The 15,685-nt window shown below is 69.1% G+C and carries 14 protein-coding genes and 1 pseudogene; 11 read left to right on the top strand and 4 right to left on the bottom strand.

The window, feature by feature from the left end; translation table 11 throughout:
* Window positions 1–14 precede the first annotated feature (14 nt).
* Entirely contained in the window at window positions 15–2,057 is a 2,043-nt protein-coding gene (gene glgX, locus E3O18_RS02325; RefSeq protein ID WP_134396258.1) for a glycogen debranching protein GlgX, read from the bottom strand.
* A gap of 95 nt (window positions 2,058–2,152) precedes the next feature.
* Here glgX and E3O18_RS02320 point away from each other — a divergent pair, with 95 nt between their 5' ends.
* The 5 genes from E3O18_RS02320 (at window position 2,153) to ligA (ending at window position 7,642) form a co-directional block, all read left to right on the top strand.
* Window positions 2,153–3,337 (top strand): cysteine desulfurase family protein, encoded by a 1,185-nt coding sequence (locus E3O18_RS02320; protein WP_134396257.1) that lies wholly within the window; start codon window positions 2,153–2,155, stop codon window positions 3,335–3,337.
* A 143-nt stretch (window positions 3,338–3,480) separates the two neighbouring features.
* Window positions 3,481–3,786 (top strand): winged helix-turn-helix domain-containing protein, encoded by a 306-nt coding sequence (locus E3O18_RS02315; RefSeq protein ID WP_104103546.1) that lies wholly within the window; start codon window positions 3,481–3,483, stop codon window positions 3,784–3,786.
* Complete coding sequence (locus E3O18_RS02310; protein ID WP_134417371.1) at window positions 3,786–4,025, top strand: hypothetical protein; 240 nt, start codon at window positions 3,786–3,788, stop codon at window positions 4,023–4,025. The genes E3O18_RS02315 and E3O18_RS02310 overlap by 1 nt, the downstream gene beginning before the upstream one ends.
* A gap of 148 nt (window positions 4,026–4,173) precedes the next feature.
* On the top strand, window positions 4,174–5,376 hold the full coding sequence (gene mnmA / locus E3O18_RS02305; protein ID WP_134417369.1) for a tRNA 2-thiouridine(34) synthase MnmA: 1,203 nt from the start codon (window positions 4,174–4,176) through the stop codon (window positions 5,374–5,376).
* Window positions 5,369–7,642 (top strand): NAD-dependent DNA ligase LigA, encoded by a 2,274-nt coding sequence (gene ligA / locus E3O18_RS02300; protein WP_134396254.1) that lies wholly within the window; start codon window positions 5,369–5,371, stop codon window positions 7,640–7,642. The genes mnmA and ligA overlap by 8 nt, the downstream gene beginning before the upstream one ends.
* 1 nt (window position 7,643) lies before the next feature.
* On the opposite strand, the gene E3O18_RS02295 is transcribed toward ligA, so the two are convergent.
* Window positions 7,644–8,438, bottom strand: a complete 795-nt coding sequence (locus tag E3O18_RS02295; RefSeq protein ID WP_134396253.1) for an alpha/beta hydrolase — start codon at window positions 8,436–8,438, stop codon at window positions 7,644–7,646.
* Window positions 8,435–8,980, bottom strand: coding sequence for a PadR family transcriptional regulator (locus E3O18_RS02290; protein ID WP_134396252.1), 546 nt, complete (start codon window positions 8,978–8,980; stop codon window positions 8,435–8,437). Before E3O18_RS02290 ends, E3O18_RS02295 begins: the two co-directional genes overlap by 4 nt.
* 298 nt (window positions 8,981–9,278) lie before the next feature.
* On the opposite strand from E3O18_RS02290, the gene E3O18_RS02285 reads away from it, so the two are divergent.
* From E3O18_RS02285 to E3O18_RS02265, 6 genes are read left to right on the top strand one after another with little or no spacing between them, the layout of a single operon-like run.
* Complete coding sequence (locus tag E3O18_RS02285) at window positions 9,279–10,607, top strand: alpha/beta hydrolase (RefSeq protein WP_166784588.1); 1,329 nt, start codon at window positions 9,279–9,281, stop codon at window positions 10,605–10,607.
* 38 nt (window positions 10,608–10,645) lie between these two features.
* The gene (gene gatC, locus E3O18_RS02280) at window positions 10,646–10,942 is read left to right on the top strand and encodes an Asp-tRNA(Asn)/Glu-tRNA(Gln) amidotransferase subunit GatC (RefSeq protein WP_166784587.1); all 297 of its coding nucleotides are present in this window, start codon (window positions 10,646–10,648) and stop codon (window positions 10,940–10,942) included.
* Window positions 10,943–10,945: 3 nt separating this feature from the next.
* Complete coding sequence (gene gatA, locus E3O18_RS02275; RefSeq protein ID WP_134396250.1) at window positions 10,946–12,508, top strand: Asp-tRNA(Asn)/Glu-tRNA(Gln) amidotransferase subunit GatA; 1,563 nt, start codon at window positions 10,946–10,948, stop codon at window positions 12,506–12,508.
* Window positions 12,508–14,013, top strand: a complete 1,506-nt coding sequence (gene gatB / locus E3O18_RS02270) for an Asp-tRNA(Asn)/Glu-tRNA(Gln) amidotransferase subunit GatB (protein ID WP_134396249.1) — start codon at window positions 12,508–12,510, stop codon at window positions 14,011–14,013. Before gatA ends, gatB begins: the two co-directional genes overlap by 1 nt.
* The gene (locus tag E3O18_RS16025; RefSeq protein WP_134398634.1) at window positions 14,013–14,327 is read left to right on the top strand and encodes a hypothetical protein; all 315 of its coding nucleotides are present in this window, start codon (window positions 14,013–14,015) and stop codon (window positions 14,325–14,327) included. Before gatB ends, E3O18_RS16025 begins: the two co-directional genes overlap by 1 nt.
* A gap of 5 nt (window positions 14,328–14,332) precedes the next feature.
* A complete protein-coding gene (locus E3O18_RS02265) occupies window positions 14,333–15,442 on the top strand; it encodes a VIT1/CCC1 transporter family protein (protein WP_241976549.1) in 1,110 nt (369 codons plus the stop codon).
* A 62-nt stretch (window positions 15,443–15,504) separates the two neighbouring features.
* Here the strand turns inward: E3O18_RS02265 and E3O18_RS16375 are convergent.
* Window positions 15,505–15,685: pseudogene (locus tag E3O18_RS16375) on the bottom strand (hypothetical protein); the annotation flags it as partial.

Raw genomic sequence — 15,685 nt, 5'->3', positions numbered from 1 at the left:
TCGTGCGCCCACGCTCAGTGCGCCCGGAGCAGCTGCATCGAGGCGGCCGGAACGAGGAACTGGTCGCCGGGGGCGTGCTCGATGACGGCGTCGCTCAGGTCGTCGTGGCTGGAATCCCAGAGCAGCGAGTACGAGGTGACGCCCGCGTGCAGGGGCAGCGTCACCGTCACCTCTTCCTCACGACCCTGCACGATCAGCAGGATTCGGTTGAAATCCTCGTGCTCCGGGGTGCTCGCCGCCAGGTACTGCAGAGTGCGCTCATCGGACGAGTGCCAGTCGTCCTCGGACATGGACCGGCCCTCCGCGTTGTACCAGTCCATTTCGCTGGCGCTGAGGGTCGTCTCGCCGGGGCGTCCGAACCGCACCGGGCGCAGCGCCGGGTTCTCGCGGCGCAGCTGGAGCAGGCGCCGGGTTACCCGGTGCAGGTCCTCCTGCCAGTCGTCGAGGTCCCAGTTCAACCAGGTGAGCTCACTGTCGTGGCAGTAGGCGTTGTTGTTGCCGCGCTGGCTGCGACCGAATTCGTCGCCCGCGGTGATCATCGGCACACCGGCCGACAGCAGCAGGGTCGCGAGCAGGTTGCGCATGGCCTTGCGCCGGGCGGTCAGGATGTCCCGGTCTCGGGTCGGGCCCTCCGCGCCGTGGTTGAACGAGTTGTTGGAGTCGGTGCCGTCGCGGTTCGACTCCCCGTTGCCGACGTTGTGCTTGACGTTGTACGAGGTCAGGTCGGCCATCGTGAAACCGTCGTGGGCCGTGATGAAGTTGAGCGAGGCGAGCGGGCCGCGCTCCCGGGAGAATGTGTTCGCGGAACCTGCCAGGCGGGTCGCGAAGCGCCCGATCCCGCTCCCGGCGTGCCCGTCGCGGGCGGCCGCCAGGTCGGTCAGCCAGAACGAACGCATGCGGTCGCGGTAGCGGTCGTTCCACTCGGTCCAGCCGTCCGGGAAATTGCCGGTCTGCCAGCCGCCCATCCCGATGTCCCAAGGCTCGGCGATCAGCTTGACCGTCGAGAGTTCCGGGTCGGCCGTGATCGAGGCGAGCAGTGGGCTGTCCGCCTGAAAGTCGACGTTCTCGTCCCGGGCGAGCGTGGCCGACAGGTCGAAGCGGAAACCGTCGATCTGCACCTCGTTCGCCCAGTAGCGCAGAGAGTCGAGCACGAGCCGGCGGGGAACGTCGTGGGAGACGTTCAGGGTGTTGCCGCAACCCGTGACGTCGATGTATCCGCCGGCGCTGTTCTGCCGGTAGTAGGCGGCGTTGTCGATGCCGCGGAGGCTGCTGACGGGGCCGTTCGGGCCCTCCTCGGCGGTGTGGTTGTAGACCACGTCCAGGATGACCTCGAGGCCGGCCTCGTGCAGGAGCTTGACCATGCCCTTGAATTCCCGGAGCACCGCTTCGGGACCGGCGGCCTGGGACTTCTGGGTGGCGTAGTCGGCGTGCGGTGAAAAGAAGTTGAAGGTGTTGTAACCCCAATAATTGCTCAGACCCTGCTTGAGCAGGCGCTGCTCGGACACGAATGCCTGCACCGGCAGCAGTTCGACGCTGGTCACGCCGAGGTTCTTCAGGTAGCCGATGGTCGACTCGTGGGCAAGGCCCGCATAGGTGCCGCGGAGGTTCGCCGGCACCGAAGGGCTGAGGTTGGTGAGGCCGCGAACGTGGGCCTCGTAGACCACGGTGTGGTCCAGAGCGATCCTCGGTTTGACCGAACCGGCCCAGTCGAAATCGCCATCGACTACGGAAGACTGCCACTGGTCGGGACCGACCCGCACGAGTCCCCGGGAATAGGGTTCGACCAGTGTCTTCTCGGGGTGGAAGGAGTTGCGGGGGGCGGCGGGACCAGAGACGCGGATGCCGTAGCGGCGTCCGGGGGAGAGGGTTCGAGAGTGTCCGGACCAGACGCCGTGCTCATCCTTGACCATGGGCACGGTCTTGATGATCCAATGGGGGTCGGTGGCGTCGAAGATGCACAGGTCGATGGCGTCGGCGGTCTCCGACCACACGCGGAGTTCGCCGCCGTGGGTCGTGACTCGCACGCCGAGGCTGTGCAGGGGATCAGGCGGGGTCATGCGTTCTAGAGTAATGAGTGCAGAAGCCGTGTATTACCACCCGGAGAACCGCCGGTGGGACCCGGCGAAACTCGAGCGAGCGCGAAAGGAGTGAGATGGCGATCTATCTGGACCATGCGGCAACCACCCCCATGCTGCCCGAAGCCATTGACGCCTACGTTCGGGCGATGGGGGTGGTGGGCAATCCCGCATCCGTTCACAGTCAGGGTCAGAACGCGAAACGGATGCTCGAGGAGGCCCGCGAGCAGGTCGCCGCCAGCCTCGGCTGCGACCCGATCGAGGTAGTCTTCACCGGCGGCGGCACCGAGGCGATCAACCTCGGCATCAAGGGGCTGTTCTGGGCCAGGCAGCCGCGCACCCGCATCCTCGTTCCCGGCGGCGAGCACCACGCCACCATGGACACGGTCGAGTGGCTCGAACGCCACGAGGGGGCCGTGGTCGAGTGGCTGCCGCTGGACGCCGTCGGCCGGATCGACCTGTCAGCGGTTGCCCAATCCATCGCCGCGAACCCCGACGACATCGCCCTGGTCACCTGTCTCAGCGCCAACAACGAGGTCGGGACCCTGCAACCGGTCGCCGAGGTGGCCGCGCTCGCCGCGGCGTACGGCATCCCGGTGCACGTCGACGCGGTGGCGGCGTACGGTCACGTTCCGATCGATTTCCACGCCCTCAGCCAGGCCGGCGTGGCCGCGCTCAGCGTCTCGGCGCACAAGATCGGCGGCCCGGTCGGGATCGGGGCGCTCGCCCTCGCGCGCCGGGCCACGGTCGAGCCGCTGCTGCACGGCGGCGGGCAGCAGCGTCAGGTACGCAGCGGCACTCAGGACGTCGCGGCGGCCGTGGCGTTCGCGGTCGCGGCCAACGCCCTGCACGACCTTCAGGCCGAGAACGCGCGGATCTCCGCGCTGCGCGAGCGCCTCGTCGTCGGCGTCTCCGCGGCCGTGCCCTCCGCTGTGGTGAACGGCGACCCGGACCCGCAAAACCATCTGCCGGGCACCGCGCATTTCAGCTTCCCGGGCTGCGAGGGTGACTCGCTCCTGTTCCTGCTCGACGTGGCGGGCATCTCGGTGTCCACGGGGTCCGCCTGCCAGGCGGGCGTGCCCGAGCCCTCCCACGTGCTGCGCGCCATGGGCCGCAGCGAAGTGGAGGCGCGCGGCGCCCTGCGGATCACCCTCGGCCGCACCAACACCGAGGCCGACGTCGACGCTCTGCTCGCCGCCCTCCCGGCCGCCCACGCCCGGGCGGCCCGGGCCGGCCTGGCCGACCGGATGCCGGGCCGCTGAGCCGCGCCGCGGCATCCGCGCTCTGCTGCACGTTGTCGCTCCTCACCCGCCGCGCGGCTGACGTGGTGGTGCTGGACGCCGTGGACCTACACGTGTAAGGTATTTCTTACAGGTAAATGGATGTCGAGGGGAGCGTGAGCACGATGACGCTCGACGAGGAGATCGCCCGGCTGTCCGCACTCGCCAACCCGCACCGGTTCCGCATTATCGCCCTGCTGGCGGAGGAGTCCCTCCATGTGAGTGAGCTCGCCCGTCGGCTGGGGATGTCCCGGGCACTGTTGTATATGCACCTGCAACGACTCGAATCGGCCGGTTACGTGACCGGGCACCTCGAACTCTCCGACGACGGCAAGGCCCTGAAATTTTTCGAGGTCGTTTCGTTCGAGGTCACCACCAACGTCGCACGCATCGTTGCGGCGGTCGCAGCCGATACAGAAAGCACACACTGATGGACAACATTCCCTGGTTCGCCTGGATCGCCATTGTCGGCATCATCGCCGGAGTCACATCGAGCATCGTGGCGGCCGCGCTGCGGTCGCGCGAGAAGCAGGCGGAGTTCGCCGGAGCGGCGGACCTGCGCGGCCTCGTCGAGCAGAGCACCGCGAGCAATCAGGCCGTGCTGGACCGGCTCGCACTGCTGGAGCTCCGCCTCGACTCGATCGAGCGAACCCTGACCGATATCCCCTGACCGATATCCCCTGGCCCTGGCCCTGGCCCTGGCCTTGGCCTTGGCTGGTGCCGCGGGCATCCGTCGTCGCTCGTCCCGGCCCATCGTTCCGTTGCGCGGGGGCTGGGCGGGGGCTGCGCGGGGGCGCTCACCCGATTACACTCGTCAGGTGAAGGTTTTGGCAGCAATGAGCGGTGGGGTGGACTCCGCCGTCGCCGCAGCCCGCATGGTCGAGGCGGGACACGAGGTGGTCGGGGTGCACCTGGCCCTCAGCCGGATGCCCGGAACCCTGCGGACCGGCAGCCGCGGCTGCTGCACGGTTGAAGACTCGATGGATGCCCAGCGGGCGGCCAACATCATCGGCATCCCGTACTACGTCTGGGACTTCTCCGAGCGGTTCAAGCTCGACGTGGTTGACGACTTCATCGCCGAATATGCCGCCGGCCGCACCCCGAACCCCTGCATGCGCTGCAACGAGCGGATCAAGTTCGCCGCCCTGCTCGAAAAAGCCCTCGACCTGGGCTTCGACGCCGTCGCCACCGGTCACTACGCCACGATCGTGACGGATGCCGACGGCAACCGAGAGCTGCACCGCGCCAGCGCCTGGGCCAAGGACCAGTCCTATGTGCTCGGCGTGCTCACCCAGGACCAACTGGCGCACTCGATGTTCCCGCTCGGCGCGACGCCGTCCAAGGCCGAGGTGCGAGCGGAGGCCGCGGCGCGCGGTTTCTCGGTGGCGAACAAGCCCGACTCCTACGACATCTGCTTCATCCCCGACGGCGACACCCGAGGCTGGCTGGCCGAGCGCGTGCCCCCGGCGACCGGAGACATCCTCGACCGGGACGGCAACACCCTGGGCACGCACGAGGGGGCGGCCGCGTTCACCGTCGGGCAGCGCAAGGGGCTGCAGATCGGCACCCCGGCGGCCGACGGCAAGCCCCGGTTCGTCCTCGAGGTGCGCCCGATCTCCAACACCGTCGTCGTCGGGCCGAAAGAGGCGCTCGCGATCAAGAAGATCGCCGGCACGAAGTTCACCTGGTGCGGCGTGGCCCCCGCACACCCGGAGATCGCCTTCGGCTGCGACGTGCAGATCCGCGCCCACGCCGACCCGGTTCCCGCCGTGGCCCAGATCGTTCCGCTCGAGGCCGGCTCGTCCGCCGAGACCAGCGCGAGCCGCGGGAGCGGCGCCACCACCGAGCTCGTCATCATCCCGAGCGAGCCGCTCACCGGCGTCGCACCCGGGCAGACCGCCGTCGTCTACCTCGGCACCCGCGTGCTTGGGCAGTGCACGATCGACCGCACGGTCAGTGCCGTCGAGAGCGCCGTCGAGAGTGCCGTCGCCGCCGCTGATGCCGTCGCCGTCGATGCATAGCCCGGCGTCCGACCCGGCGGCAGACGCGCCCCTGCACATCGCCGCGGCCGAGGTCTCCGACCTGACCCAGCGCATCCTGGAAGCACGGGACGCGTACTACGACCGCAACGAGGCCGTCATCACCGACGCGGAGTACGACGCGTCGGTGCGCCGCCTCGCCGAGCTCGAGCGGGAATTCCCCGAGCTGGCCAGTCAGGACAGCCCGACCCAGACCGTGGGCGGCCGCGCCGAGACCAGCCTGTTCGATCCGGTGCAGCATGCCGAACGCATGCTCAGCCTCGACAACGTCTTCTCGCTCGACGAATTCGGCCTCTGGGCCGCGAAGGTCGAACGGGACGCCGGGCGGCCCGTGCACTACCTCTGCGAGCTCAAAATCGACGGACTCGCGATCAACCTGCGCTACGAGCAGGGGGTGCTGGTCAGCGCCGCCACCCGCGGCGACGGGGTGGTCGGCGAGGACGTCAGTGAGAACGTCGCCTGGGTGCCCGGCATTCCGAGAAAACTGCGGGGCACCGGGCATCCGGCCCTGATGGAGGTTCGCGGTGAAGTGTTCTTCCCGGTCGCCGAATTCCTCGAGCTCAACGCGCAGCAGGTCGCCGCCGGCGAACGCGTTTTCGCGAATCCGCGCAACGCGGCGGCCGGCTCCCTGCGCCAGAAGGCCGAGGGTAAGGCCGCGGAACCGCTGCGCCTGATGCGGGCCAGGCTCGGCCGGCTCCGGATGCTGGTGCACGGCATCGGCGCGTGGGCCACCCCGCCGGTTGCGTCCCAATCCGGCGTCTACGAGCTGTTGCAGGGCTGGGGTCTGCCCACCAGCAGCTACTACCGGGTGGAACCCTCCGCGGCTCTCGCGGCGGATTTCATCGCGTACTACGGCGAGCACCGCGCCAGCGTCGACCACGAGATCGACGGCATCGTGATCAAGGTCGACGAGTTGGCCCTGCATGCCGAACTTGGTGCCACCAGCCGGGCGCCGCGCTGGGCGATCGCCTACAAATACCCGCCCGAACAGGTCAACACCAGGCTGCTCGACATCGTCGTCAGCGTCGGCCGGACCGGCCGGGCCACGCCGTTCGCCGTGATGAAGAAGGTGCGGGTCGCCGGTTCCGAGGTGCGCCAGGCCACCCTGCACAACCAGGACGTGGTCCAGGCCAAGGGCGTCCTGATCGGCGACATCGTCGTGCTGCGCAAGGCCGGCGACGTCATCCCCGAGGTGCTCGGCCCGGTGGTCGAGCTGCGCGACGGCACCGAGCGAGCCTTCGTCATGCCGGTGAACTGCCCGGAGTGCGGCACGCCGCTCGCCCCGACCAAGGAGGGCGACATCGACCTCCGCTGCCCGAACGCGCGCAGCTGCCCGGCTCAGGTGCGCGGCCGGGTCGAGCACATCGGCTCCCGCGGCGCCCTCGACATCGAGGTGCTCGGCGAGGTGGCCGCCGCCGCTCTCACCCAGCCCACCCGTCCGGCGGAGCCGCCCCTGCCCACCGAGGCCGGCCTGTTCGACCTCACCCTCGACGACCTGCTGCCGATCGAGGTCATCGTGCGGGACGCCGAGACCGGGTTGGCCAAGGAAGAGGATGACGGCTCCGTGCGACTGCGCACGCCGTTCCGGCGCAACCCTACGGCCGCCGAGAAGAAGGAGGGCGTCGAGGGACCGCAGGCGTCGTCGAGTGCGCAGAAGCTCCTGCGCGAGATCGAGCTGGCGAAGACCAAGCCGCTGTGGCGGCTTTTGGTGGCCCTCAACATCCGTCACGTCGGGCCGGTGGCGGCGCGCGCCCTGGCCGGCCACTTCGGTTCCCTCAAGCTGATCCGGGCCGCGTCCCGCGAGGAGCTCGCGGAGGTCGACGGGGTAGGCGGCATCATCGCCGACGCCATCATCGCGTGGTTCGAGGTGGACTGGCACCAGGGCATCGTGGAGCAGTGGACGCTGGCCGGCGTTCAGTTCCGCATATCGGGACATCCCGGTCCGGGAGCCGCTGCGGCGGCAGGGGGAGTGCTGGCCGGGCTCACGGTGGTGGCCACCGGCTCGATCGAGGGCTACACCCGGGAAGAGGCGCAGGAGGCGATCATTTCCGCCGGGGGCAAATCCGCCGGGAGCGTGTCGAAGAATACCGACTTCGTGGCCGCCGGTCCGGGCGCGGGGTCGAAGCTGGCCAAGGCGGAGGCGCTCGGCCTGCGGATCCTCGACGCCGCCGAATTCCACCAGCTGGTCACGAGCGGCCCCGAGTCCCTGGCCGAGACCACGGCCGACGCCGACGCCGACCCGGCTTGATTCAACGGCTCTCCTCGCCCGGTACCTCTGACGCGTTGACCCAACCGAGCACCATCCGGGTGAACAAATCCACATCCTCGATGCTCCAGACATGGTGCATGCCGGGTGCGGTCCAGGTGCGAGTCTGCGGCAGGTGGGCGAGCAGCGCGGGAAAGCTGTCCCGGACGACGCGGGACTCCCGTTCGCCCGCCACCGCCAGCAGGGGGCCGCGGTAGTCCTGCAGCCTCTCCGGGACGCCGCCGCGGTTCACCTCGGCGAAGACGCGCCGGGCATTGTCGGTTCGGAGACTCAGACCGTGTTCCACGAAGAGGTCGACCGCGTCGGAGGGCAGGCCGAATGCCTTCGCCTGGGCCCGCCAGTACCAGGGGCGGTGCCAGAGCCGCAGTTGCATCGTGCTCAGGAGACGGGCCGTGCCGTGCACCCCGGTGAGCGGCACGCCGGACACCAGGCACGAGTGCAGCAGTCCCGGGTGCCGGGCCATGACGTGCGTGGCCACCAGGCCGCCCAGGGACAGCCCCACCAGATGGGCCCGGCCGCCGCGCGCGTGCGCGGCGATGATGCCGGCCACATCGTCGGCGGTCTGACCGAGGGAAAGCCAGTCCTCTCCGGCCCGGTCACCGAAACCGGGCAGGTCGGGCGTGAGCAGGTGCCGGTCGGTCATTCCCTCCACCTGCGGTCTCCAGGACCACGAGGCGACGCTGCCGCCGTGCAGGAACATGATCGTGTCGGTCCCCGTGGTGTCAACGCCGTGCTGCAGGGGATAGCGGGATTCCAGACGGCGGCGGGGAGGGCTCATCCGAGGGCTTCCTTCGTCTCGACCAGCCACGCGAGTTCCGCTTCGGCGTGGAGGATTCCGTTCCGCAGCGTTGCGAAGCGCAGCCTGCGTCCGAGGTCGTCCGGGGCACGATCATCGGGCTCGCGGTGGGCCTGCTCCTGCTCGGCGACGGAACGCAGTGCGGCCACCATCGCGGTGGCCTGGCCGCGCCGCGCCCGCAGCAGTGCCCGGGTGGCCGGCACCCCCAGGGTGCCGACGAAGAACATCCGCATCAGGAACGCGTCGTGCGAGGTTTCGGGTTCCAACGGCGCCCGCAGCCAGTCGCCCAGAGCCGCCCGGCCGGCCGAGGTGATGTGGTGCTCGCGCCGATCGGGGCGTCCCTCCTGCGGAATGACCTCGACGTCGGCGAGTCCGTCGGCGACCAGTGCCGCCAGCGTGCGGTAGATCTGGGATTGGTCGGCGGACCAGAAATGGGCGACGGATGCCTCGATGCTCTTTTTGAGGTCGTATCCCGTCATCGGTGCGAGGTCCAGGATCCCGAGGAGGGCGATTTTCAGCGACATGTTTATATAAGATCACACCTATACAGGATAATGCAAGTATCAATTTTGGCGCAATTGACCCTCGATCGGGGGTCTCCCGGACCCGCTGTGGGGGCACGGCCGCACCATCCGTTTCAGTAGTCTGGAGACGCAATGCTTGTCTGTTAGGGGCCGGGTTGTTTTGCTACTCGGTGTTCGTGAGGGGACGTGCCCAGGTTTGCTGTTAGAAGCGGCGGTTCTAACGCTCTCTCTGGCTCTCAATGGAGTCAGTGAGACCTCTGGCGCGCTCGCTCTCAGCACCACAGTCCAGGGCCAACCGGTGCCGAACCGGGGCGCCGAACCCGCCGCGGCGGAACCGTTGTGGCTGAACCTGTCGGCGCGCACCGGCACGTCGGTCGGGGTACCCGGCGCCGGCGACCCGCGGGTTTCCGCGCAGCCGATCGCATCCGTGCCGAGGTCCGCCACGGTCGCCACGGTCGAATCCGTGCGGGGGTTGACCGGAGCCAGCCTGCTGGCCGGGCTGTCCACCCTCTCCGTGGCCGACCTGGCCGCGTTCGTGGAGCAGGCCCCCGGCCAGATCGACGCCCTGTTGACGGCACCGCCCGCAGCCTCCGCGGTGGCCGGCCTCTGGACGGAACTCGGCGCTTCCGAGCGTTCGTCGCTGCTGGCTGCCGCACCCAAGCTCGTGGGCAACCTGGAGGGCGTCCCCTTCCGGGAGCGGGGCAGGGCCAACGCCCGCTACCTCACGCAGAGCCTGGCCGACGTTACCCAGCGGCTGTCCGACGCGACCGACGACAGCGAGCGCACGCTGCTCAACCGAGAACTCGCCGTCCTGACCCAGGTCAAGGCGGCACTGAGCACCCCCGACGGCGCCCCGCGCCGTTCCTTGATCCTCCTCGACCCCGCAGGCGGCGGGCGTGCCGCAATCGCCCTCGGCAACCCGGACACCGCCGAATTCGTCACCTATCTGGTACCCGGCATGAACTACACCGTGGAGCAGCAGATCGCCAACTGGGCCGACACCGCAGACGCCGTGTACACGGAACAGATCGCGGTGCTGCGCGGGGGGGCGCCGTCCGGGCACGCCCTGACCGGCGGCATCCGCGCCGCCGGCGTCGCCACGATCGCCTGGATCGGCTACGAGGCCCCCACCGTGTTCACCGTGGGCGGGACGGGCCTCGCGGAGGTCGGCGCCGACTTCCTGGAGCAGTCGGCTTTAGGCATCGCGGCCGACCGAGGCACGCGTCGGCCCTTTGTTTCGGTGCTCGCACACTCGTACGGGTCGACCGTGGCGCTCACGGCGCTGGCCCGCGGCACGTTCGGGGTGGACGCCCTGGTGCTGGTGGGGTCCCCGGGCAGCCAGGTGCAGTCCGTCGACAGCCTGAGCGTCGCGCCGGGCAGTGTCTATGTGGGCAGCGCCGACTGGGACCCGACCGTGAACAGCGCTTTCTTCGGCAGCGATCCCGGCGCGGATTCCTACGGAGCGAACACCCTCGGCGTGTCCGGCGGGAACGATCGGATCACCGGCTCCTGGCTGAACGGATCGGTCGGCCACAACGCCTACTTCGACGTTGGAAGCGAGTCCCTGCACAACATGGCGTTGATCGGAACCGGCAACGCGGATCTTGTCACCGACGGCTCCGAATAGAATTGGGGAATCCACCCCCGACGATCGTACGGAGCAACATGTCTGAAATCACGGCCGAGCAGGTTGCCCATTTGGCCAACCTTGCCCGGATCGACCTCAGCTCGGAGGAGATCGCCCGCCTCACGACCGAACTCGGTCAGATCGTTGACTCGGTCGCGAAGGTAGCCGAAGTGGCCACGCCGGATGTGCCGGCGACGAGCCACCCGATGCCGCTGACCAATGTCTTCCGCGCCGACACGGTGGTCCCCTCGCTCACGGTCGAACAGGCGCTCTCCGGGGCTCCCGACCGGGACGGCGACAAGTTCCGCGTGCCCGCAATCCTGGACGAGGAGTAAACCATGACCAACGTGATCAAGTTGTCCGCCGCCGACCTCTCGGGTCTGCTTGTCGAACGGTCCATCAGCTCCGTCGAGGTGACCCAGGCCCACCTGGACCAGATCGCGGCCGTCGACACCGGTGTGCACGCGTTCCTCCACGTGGCCGGCGAGGCCGCGCTCGCCGCCGCAGCCCGCGTCGACGCCCGGCGTGCCGCCGGCGAGGTGCTCGGGCCGCTCGCCGGGGTTCCGATCGCCATCAAGGACGTGCTCGCCACCATCGACATGCCCTCGACCGCCGGTTCCAAGATCCTCGAGGGCTGGATCCCCCCATACGACGCCACCGTGGTCAGGCGCGTGCGCGACGCCGGGCTGATTCTGCTCGGCAAGACCAACATGGACGAGTTCGCGATGGGCTCGTCGACCGAATTCTCCGCCTACGGCCCGACGCACAACCCGTGGGACTTCGACCGGATCCCCGGCGGCTCCGGCGGTGGCTCCGCGGCCGCGGTCAGCTCCTTCGAGGCGCCGCTGGCACTCGGCAGCGACACCGGCGGCTCGATCCGCCAGCCGGCCGCCGTCACCGGCTCGGTCGGCGTCAAGCCCACCTACGGCGGTGTGTCACGCTACGGCTCGATCGCTCTCGCATCCTCGCTCGATCAGGTCGGCCCGGTGACCCGCACGGTGCTCGACGCCGCCCTGCTGCACGACGTGATCGGCGGGCACGACCCGCTCGACTCGACGTCGCTCACGGACACCTGGCCCTCGATGGCGGCCGCCGCACGCGCCGGCCTCGCCGACGGGGCGCTCACGGGGGTGCGGGTCGGCGTGATCAAGGAGCTGAGCGGCGACGGATTCCAGGCCGGAGTCGCGCAGCGCTTCACCGAGACCCTCACGCTGCTTTCCGCGGCGGGCGCCGAGATCGTCGAGATTTCCGCCCCCAGCTTCGAGTATGCGATCGCTGCCTACTATCTGATCCTCCCGGCGGAGGCGTCGAGCAACTTGGCGCGCTTCGACTCGGTGCGCTTCGGAATCCGGGTCAACCCGGAAGACGGCCCGCTGACCAGCGAACGGGTCATGGCGGCCACGCGCGACGCGGGCTTCGGCCCCGAGGTCAAACGCCGCATCATTCTCGGCACCTACGCCCTCAGTGCCGGCTACTACGACGCCTACTACGGCAGCGCGCAGAAGGTGCGCACGCTGATCCAGCGCGACTTCGACGCGGCCTTCGCGAAGGTCGACGTGCTGGTGTCGCCGAGTGCGCCGACCACCGCGTTCAAGTTCGGCGAGAAGATGGCCGACCCGATGGCCATGTACCTCAACGACGTCACCACGATCCCGGCCAACCTTGCCGGGGTCCCCGGCATGAGCCTGCCGATGGGACTCGCGCCCGAGGACGGCCTGCCGGTCGGCCTGCAGATCATGGCGCCCGCGAAAATGGATGCCCGTCTCTACAGCTTCGGAGCCGCCGTCGAGGCGCTGCTCGAAGCATCCTGGGGGCACACCCTCCTCAGCCGGGCGCCGGAACTGGCGCCGAGTGACATGTTTGCCGGCACAGCGTTTACAAGCACAGAGGGAGCCGTCTGATGAAGAAGGCCGAACTGATGGACTACGACAAGGCTCTGGAGCTGTTCGAGCCGGTGCTCGGCTTTGAGGTGCACGTCGAGCTCAACACCAAAACAAAGATGTTCTGCGGCTGCGCGAACGAGTTCGGCCAGGGTGCCAACACCAACACCTGCCCCACCTGCCTGGGTCTGCCCGGAGGGCTGCCGCAGGTGAACGCGAAGGCCATCGAATCGAGCATCCGTTTGGGGCTCGCCCTCGGCTGTGAGATCGCGGAGTACTCGCGGTTCGCCCGCAAGAACTACTTCTACCCGGACACCGCGAAGAACTTCCAGACTTCGCAGTATGACGAGCCGATCGCGTTCAACGGTCAGCTCACGATCGAACTCGAAAGCGGACGCCTGGTCACGGTCGACATCGAGCGCGCTCACATGGAGGACGACGCCGGCAAGCTCACCCACGTGGGTGGGGCGACCGGTCGCATCCAGGGTGCCGACTACTCGCTGGTCGACTACAACCGCGGCGGAGTGCCGCTGGTCGAGATCGTCACCCAGATGATCGAGGGCGGCGAGGCGGACTCACCCGAGATCGGCCGCACCTACGTTGCCGCCATCCGCGAGATCGTGAAGGCGCTCGGCGTCTCCAACGCCCGGATGGAAGAGGGCAACGTGCGTTGCGACGCGAACGTGTCCCTGCGCCCGCGCGGCTCGAACGTGCTCGGTACGCGCACCGAGACCAAGAACGTGAACTCGCTGCGTTCGGTCGAGCGGGCCGTGCGGTACGAGATCCAGCGTCAGGCTGCCCTGCTGCACGCCGGTGGAACCATCACCCAGGAGACCCGGCACTGGCATGAGGACACCGGCATCACCTCGGCCGGTCGGCCCAAGTCCGACGCCGACGACTACCGGTACTTCCCGGAGCCCGACCTCGTTCCCGTGGCCCCGTCGCGGGAATGGGTGGAAGAACTCCGCGCCACCCTGCCGGAGCCTCCGGCCGCCCGCCGCAAGCGGCTCCAGGCCGATTGGGGCTTCGCCAACCTCGAATTTCAGGATGTCGTCAACTCCGACCTTCTCGACGCCGTCGAGGCAACCATCGCGGCCGGCGCCGCAGCTCAGGCCGCCCGCAAGTGGTGGACCGGCGAGGTTGCCCGCCTTGCGAACGCCTCCGGTGTGTCCGCCGACTCGCTTGTACAGCCGGCGCAGGTCGCCGCACTGATCGAACTCGTCGTGGCCGGAACGCTCACCGACCGCCTGGCCCGACAGGTGCTCGAGGGCGTCATCGGCGGCGAGGGCACTCCGCTCGAGGTCGTCGAGTCCCGCGGTCTCGCGGTCGTCTCGGACGATGGCGCGCTGATCGCGGCGATCGATGAGGCTCTGGCCGCCCAGCCCGACGTACTGGTCAAGATCCGCGACGGCAAGGTTCAGGCTGCTGGAGCCGTGATCGGCGCCGTCATGAAGGCCATGCGCGGACAAGCGGATGCCGCCCGCGTGCGTGAGCTCGTGCTCGAGCGTGCCGGAGCGGCCGAGTAATGGGCCTGCGGAACACGCGCCAACCTGCCGCCGACGGGTACCCCGGTTCCCAGCCGGGTGCCCTCGGTGTGGGAGCGCAGGTCGTGGTGCGCTTGGATCGTGGTCGGTATCCGGACTCCGACGCCGAAGACCCGAGCGGCGTGATCGTGGCGGCCGGAGAACTCCAGGGTGCGGCCCTGTACGCCCCCGTGTCCGGACGGGAAAGCGTATGGGTCGTGGAGTTCGACGAACCCTTCTACGGTCTCGACGGTTCTGGCCCGCACGCGTCGGCTCGGGTGGCGCAGAGCTCGCTCGAAGCCGCCCCCGAGGCGTAACCGTCGTGGAGCAGGAACTGGAGCAGGAGCGCCCGGCGACCGCGCGGGACATCCGTCGCTGGCGCCGCTACCTGGCAGACGAACGGGCCGAAGCGACGGTGTACCGCGACCTCGCCGGTCGCCGTAGCGGCGAGGAGCGCGAGATCCTGCTGGCTCTGGCCGACGCCGAGGGGCGCCACGAGCAGCACTGGCGGCACCTTCTCGGTGACCAGGTCGGAGCCCCGCGCCGGGGCGCGATCCGCACCCGTTTCCTGGGGCTACTGGCCCGCAGGTTCGGATCGGTGTTCGTGCTTGCCCTCGCCCAGCGTGCCGAGGCCCGCTCCCCGTATGACGCCGATGCCGACGCCACCGAGACCATGGCCGCCGACGAGCGCATCCACGAGGAGGTCGTGCGTGGGCTGGCCGCTCGCGGCCGGCAGCGGCTGGCTGGCACGTTCAGGGCCGCGGTCTTCGGGATCAACGACGGCCTCGTCAGCAACCTGGCCCTGGTGCTGGGCATCGGCGCCACCGGAGTGCCCGCCGCCACGATCCTCTTCACCGGTATCGCCGGTCTCCTCGCCGGGGCACTCTCGATGGGTGCCGGCGAATATGTCTCGGTACGGTCCCAGCGTGAGCTGCTCGAAGCCTCAACGCCGAATCCGGCGTCCCGGAACGTGCTGGCCCATCTCGATCTGGCTGCGAACGAGTTGACCCTGGTCTATCGCGCGCAGGGGATGTCGCCGGAGAAGGCCGAAATCCATGCACGCGAGGTTCTGCGCACGGTGGCCATCGCGACCGGCTCGGTCGACGTCAAGAAGACCGGCGGCCTGGCTCCGGCGATCGACGAGCACGAGGCCATCGGCACGGGAATCGGAGCGGCCACGTCGAGTTTCTGCTTCTTCGCCTCCGGGGCGATCCTGCCGGTGCTGCCGTATCTGTTCGGCCTCGACGGGATCACCGCGGTCATCGTGGCCGCCGTGCTCGTGGGGCTCGCCCTGCTGGCCACCGGTGCCATCGTCGGTCTGCTCTCGGGCGGGCCGCCCTGGCGGCGTGCCATCCGTCAGCTCATCATCGGTTTCGGTGCCGCCGGCGTCACCTATCTGCTGGGTCTTCTCTTCGGAACCTCGATCGCCTAACGCGGCTCCCGAGCCGGCCGGTAATTGAGCCGCCCCGGTGGTTGAGCTTGTCGAAACCCAGATCAGAACGGGGCCGGATCGTCCCTGGCCAGCGGTCGAACGGTCGGCTTCGATCCCGGCCGCTTCCCCGGTGGGCGGATGATCGTGGCTGGCTCACTGATGAACGTGCGCCCGGTCGGCGAGGTCCACTTCAGGGTTCCGTCCGGGAGGTGCGTGTAGGTCCACCGGGTCTCTGACTTCAGT

It is taken from the genome of Cryobacterium sp. TMT2-42-4 (genome assembly GCF_004402645.1).
Lineage (GTDB): Bacteria > Actinomycetota > Actinomycetes > Actinomycetales > Microbacteriaceae > Cryobacterium > Cryobacterium sandaracinum.
Note: the sequence above shows the minus strand (reverse complement) of the source record. Positions and strands in the feature narration are given on the sequence as shown.

What these genes read in the sequence shown, in the direction of transcription:
- glgX (WP_134396258.1), bottom strand. Translation starts at nt 2,057, where the DNA reads ATGACCCCGCCTGATCCCCTGCACAGCCTCGGCGTGCGAGTCACGACC.
- E3O18_RS02320 (WP_134396257.1), top strand. Translation starts at nt 2,153, where the DNA reads ATGGCGATCTATCTGGACCATGCGGCAACCACCCCCATGCTGCCCGAA.
- E3O18_RS02315 (WP_104103546.1), top strand. Translation starts at nt 3,481, where the DNA reads ATGACGCTCGACGAGGAGATCGCCCGGCTGTCCGCACTCGCCAACCCG.
- E3O18_RS02310 (WP_134417371.1), top strand. Translation starts at nt 3,786, where the DNA reads ATGGACAACATTCCCTGGTTCGCCTGGATCGCCATTGTCGGCATCATC.
- ligA (WP_134396254.1), top strand. Translation starts at nt 5,369, where the DNA reads ATGCATAGCCCGGCGTCCGACCCGGCGGCAGACGCGCCCCTGCACATC.
- E3O18_RS02295 (WP_134396253.1), bottom strand. Translation starts at nt 8,438, where the DNA reads ATGAGCCCTCCCCGCCGCCGTCTGGAATCCCGCTATCCCCTGCAGCAC.
- E3O18_RS02290 (WP_134396252.1), bottom strand. Translation starts at nt 8,980, where the DNA reads ATGTCGCTGAAAATCGCCCTCCTCGGGATCCTGGACCTCGCACCGATG.
- gatC (WP_166784587.1), top strand. Translation starts at nt 10,646, where the DNA reads ATGTCTGAAATCACGGCCGAGCAGGTTGCCCATTTGGCCAACCTTGCC.
- gatA (WP_134396250.1), top strand. Translation starts at nt 10,946, where the DNA reads ATGACCAACGTGATCAAGTTGTCCGCCGCCGACCTCTCGGGTCTGCTT.
- gatB (WP_134396249.1), top strand. Translation starts at nt 12,508, where the DNA reads ATGAAGAAGGCCGAACTGATGGACTACGACAAGGCTCTGGAGCTGTTC.
- E3O18_RS16025 (WP_134398634.1), top strand. Translation starts at nt 14,013, where the DNA reads ATGGGCCTGCGGAACACGCGCCAACCTGCCGCCGACGGGTACCCCGGT.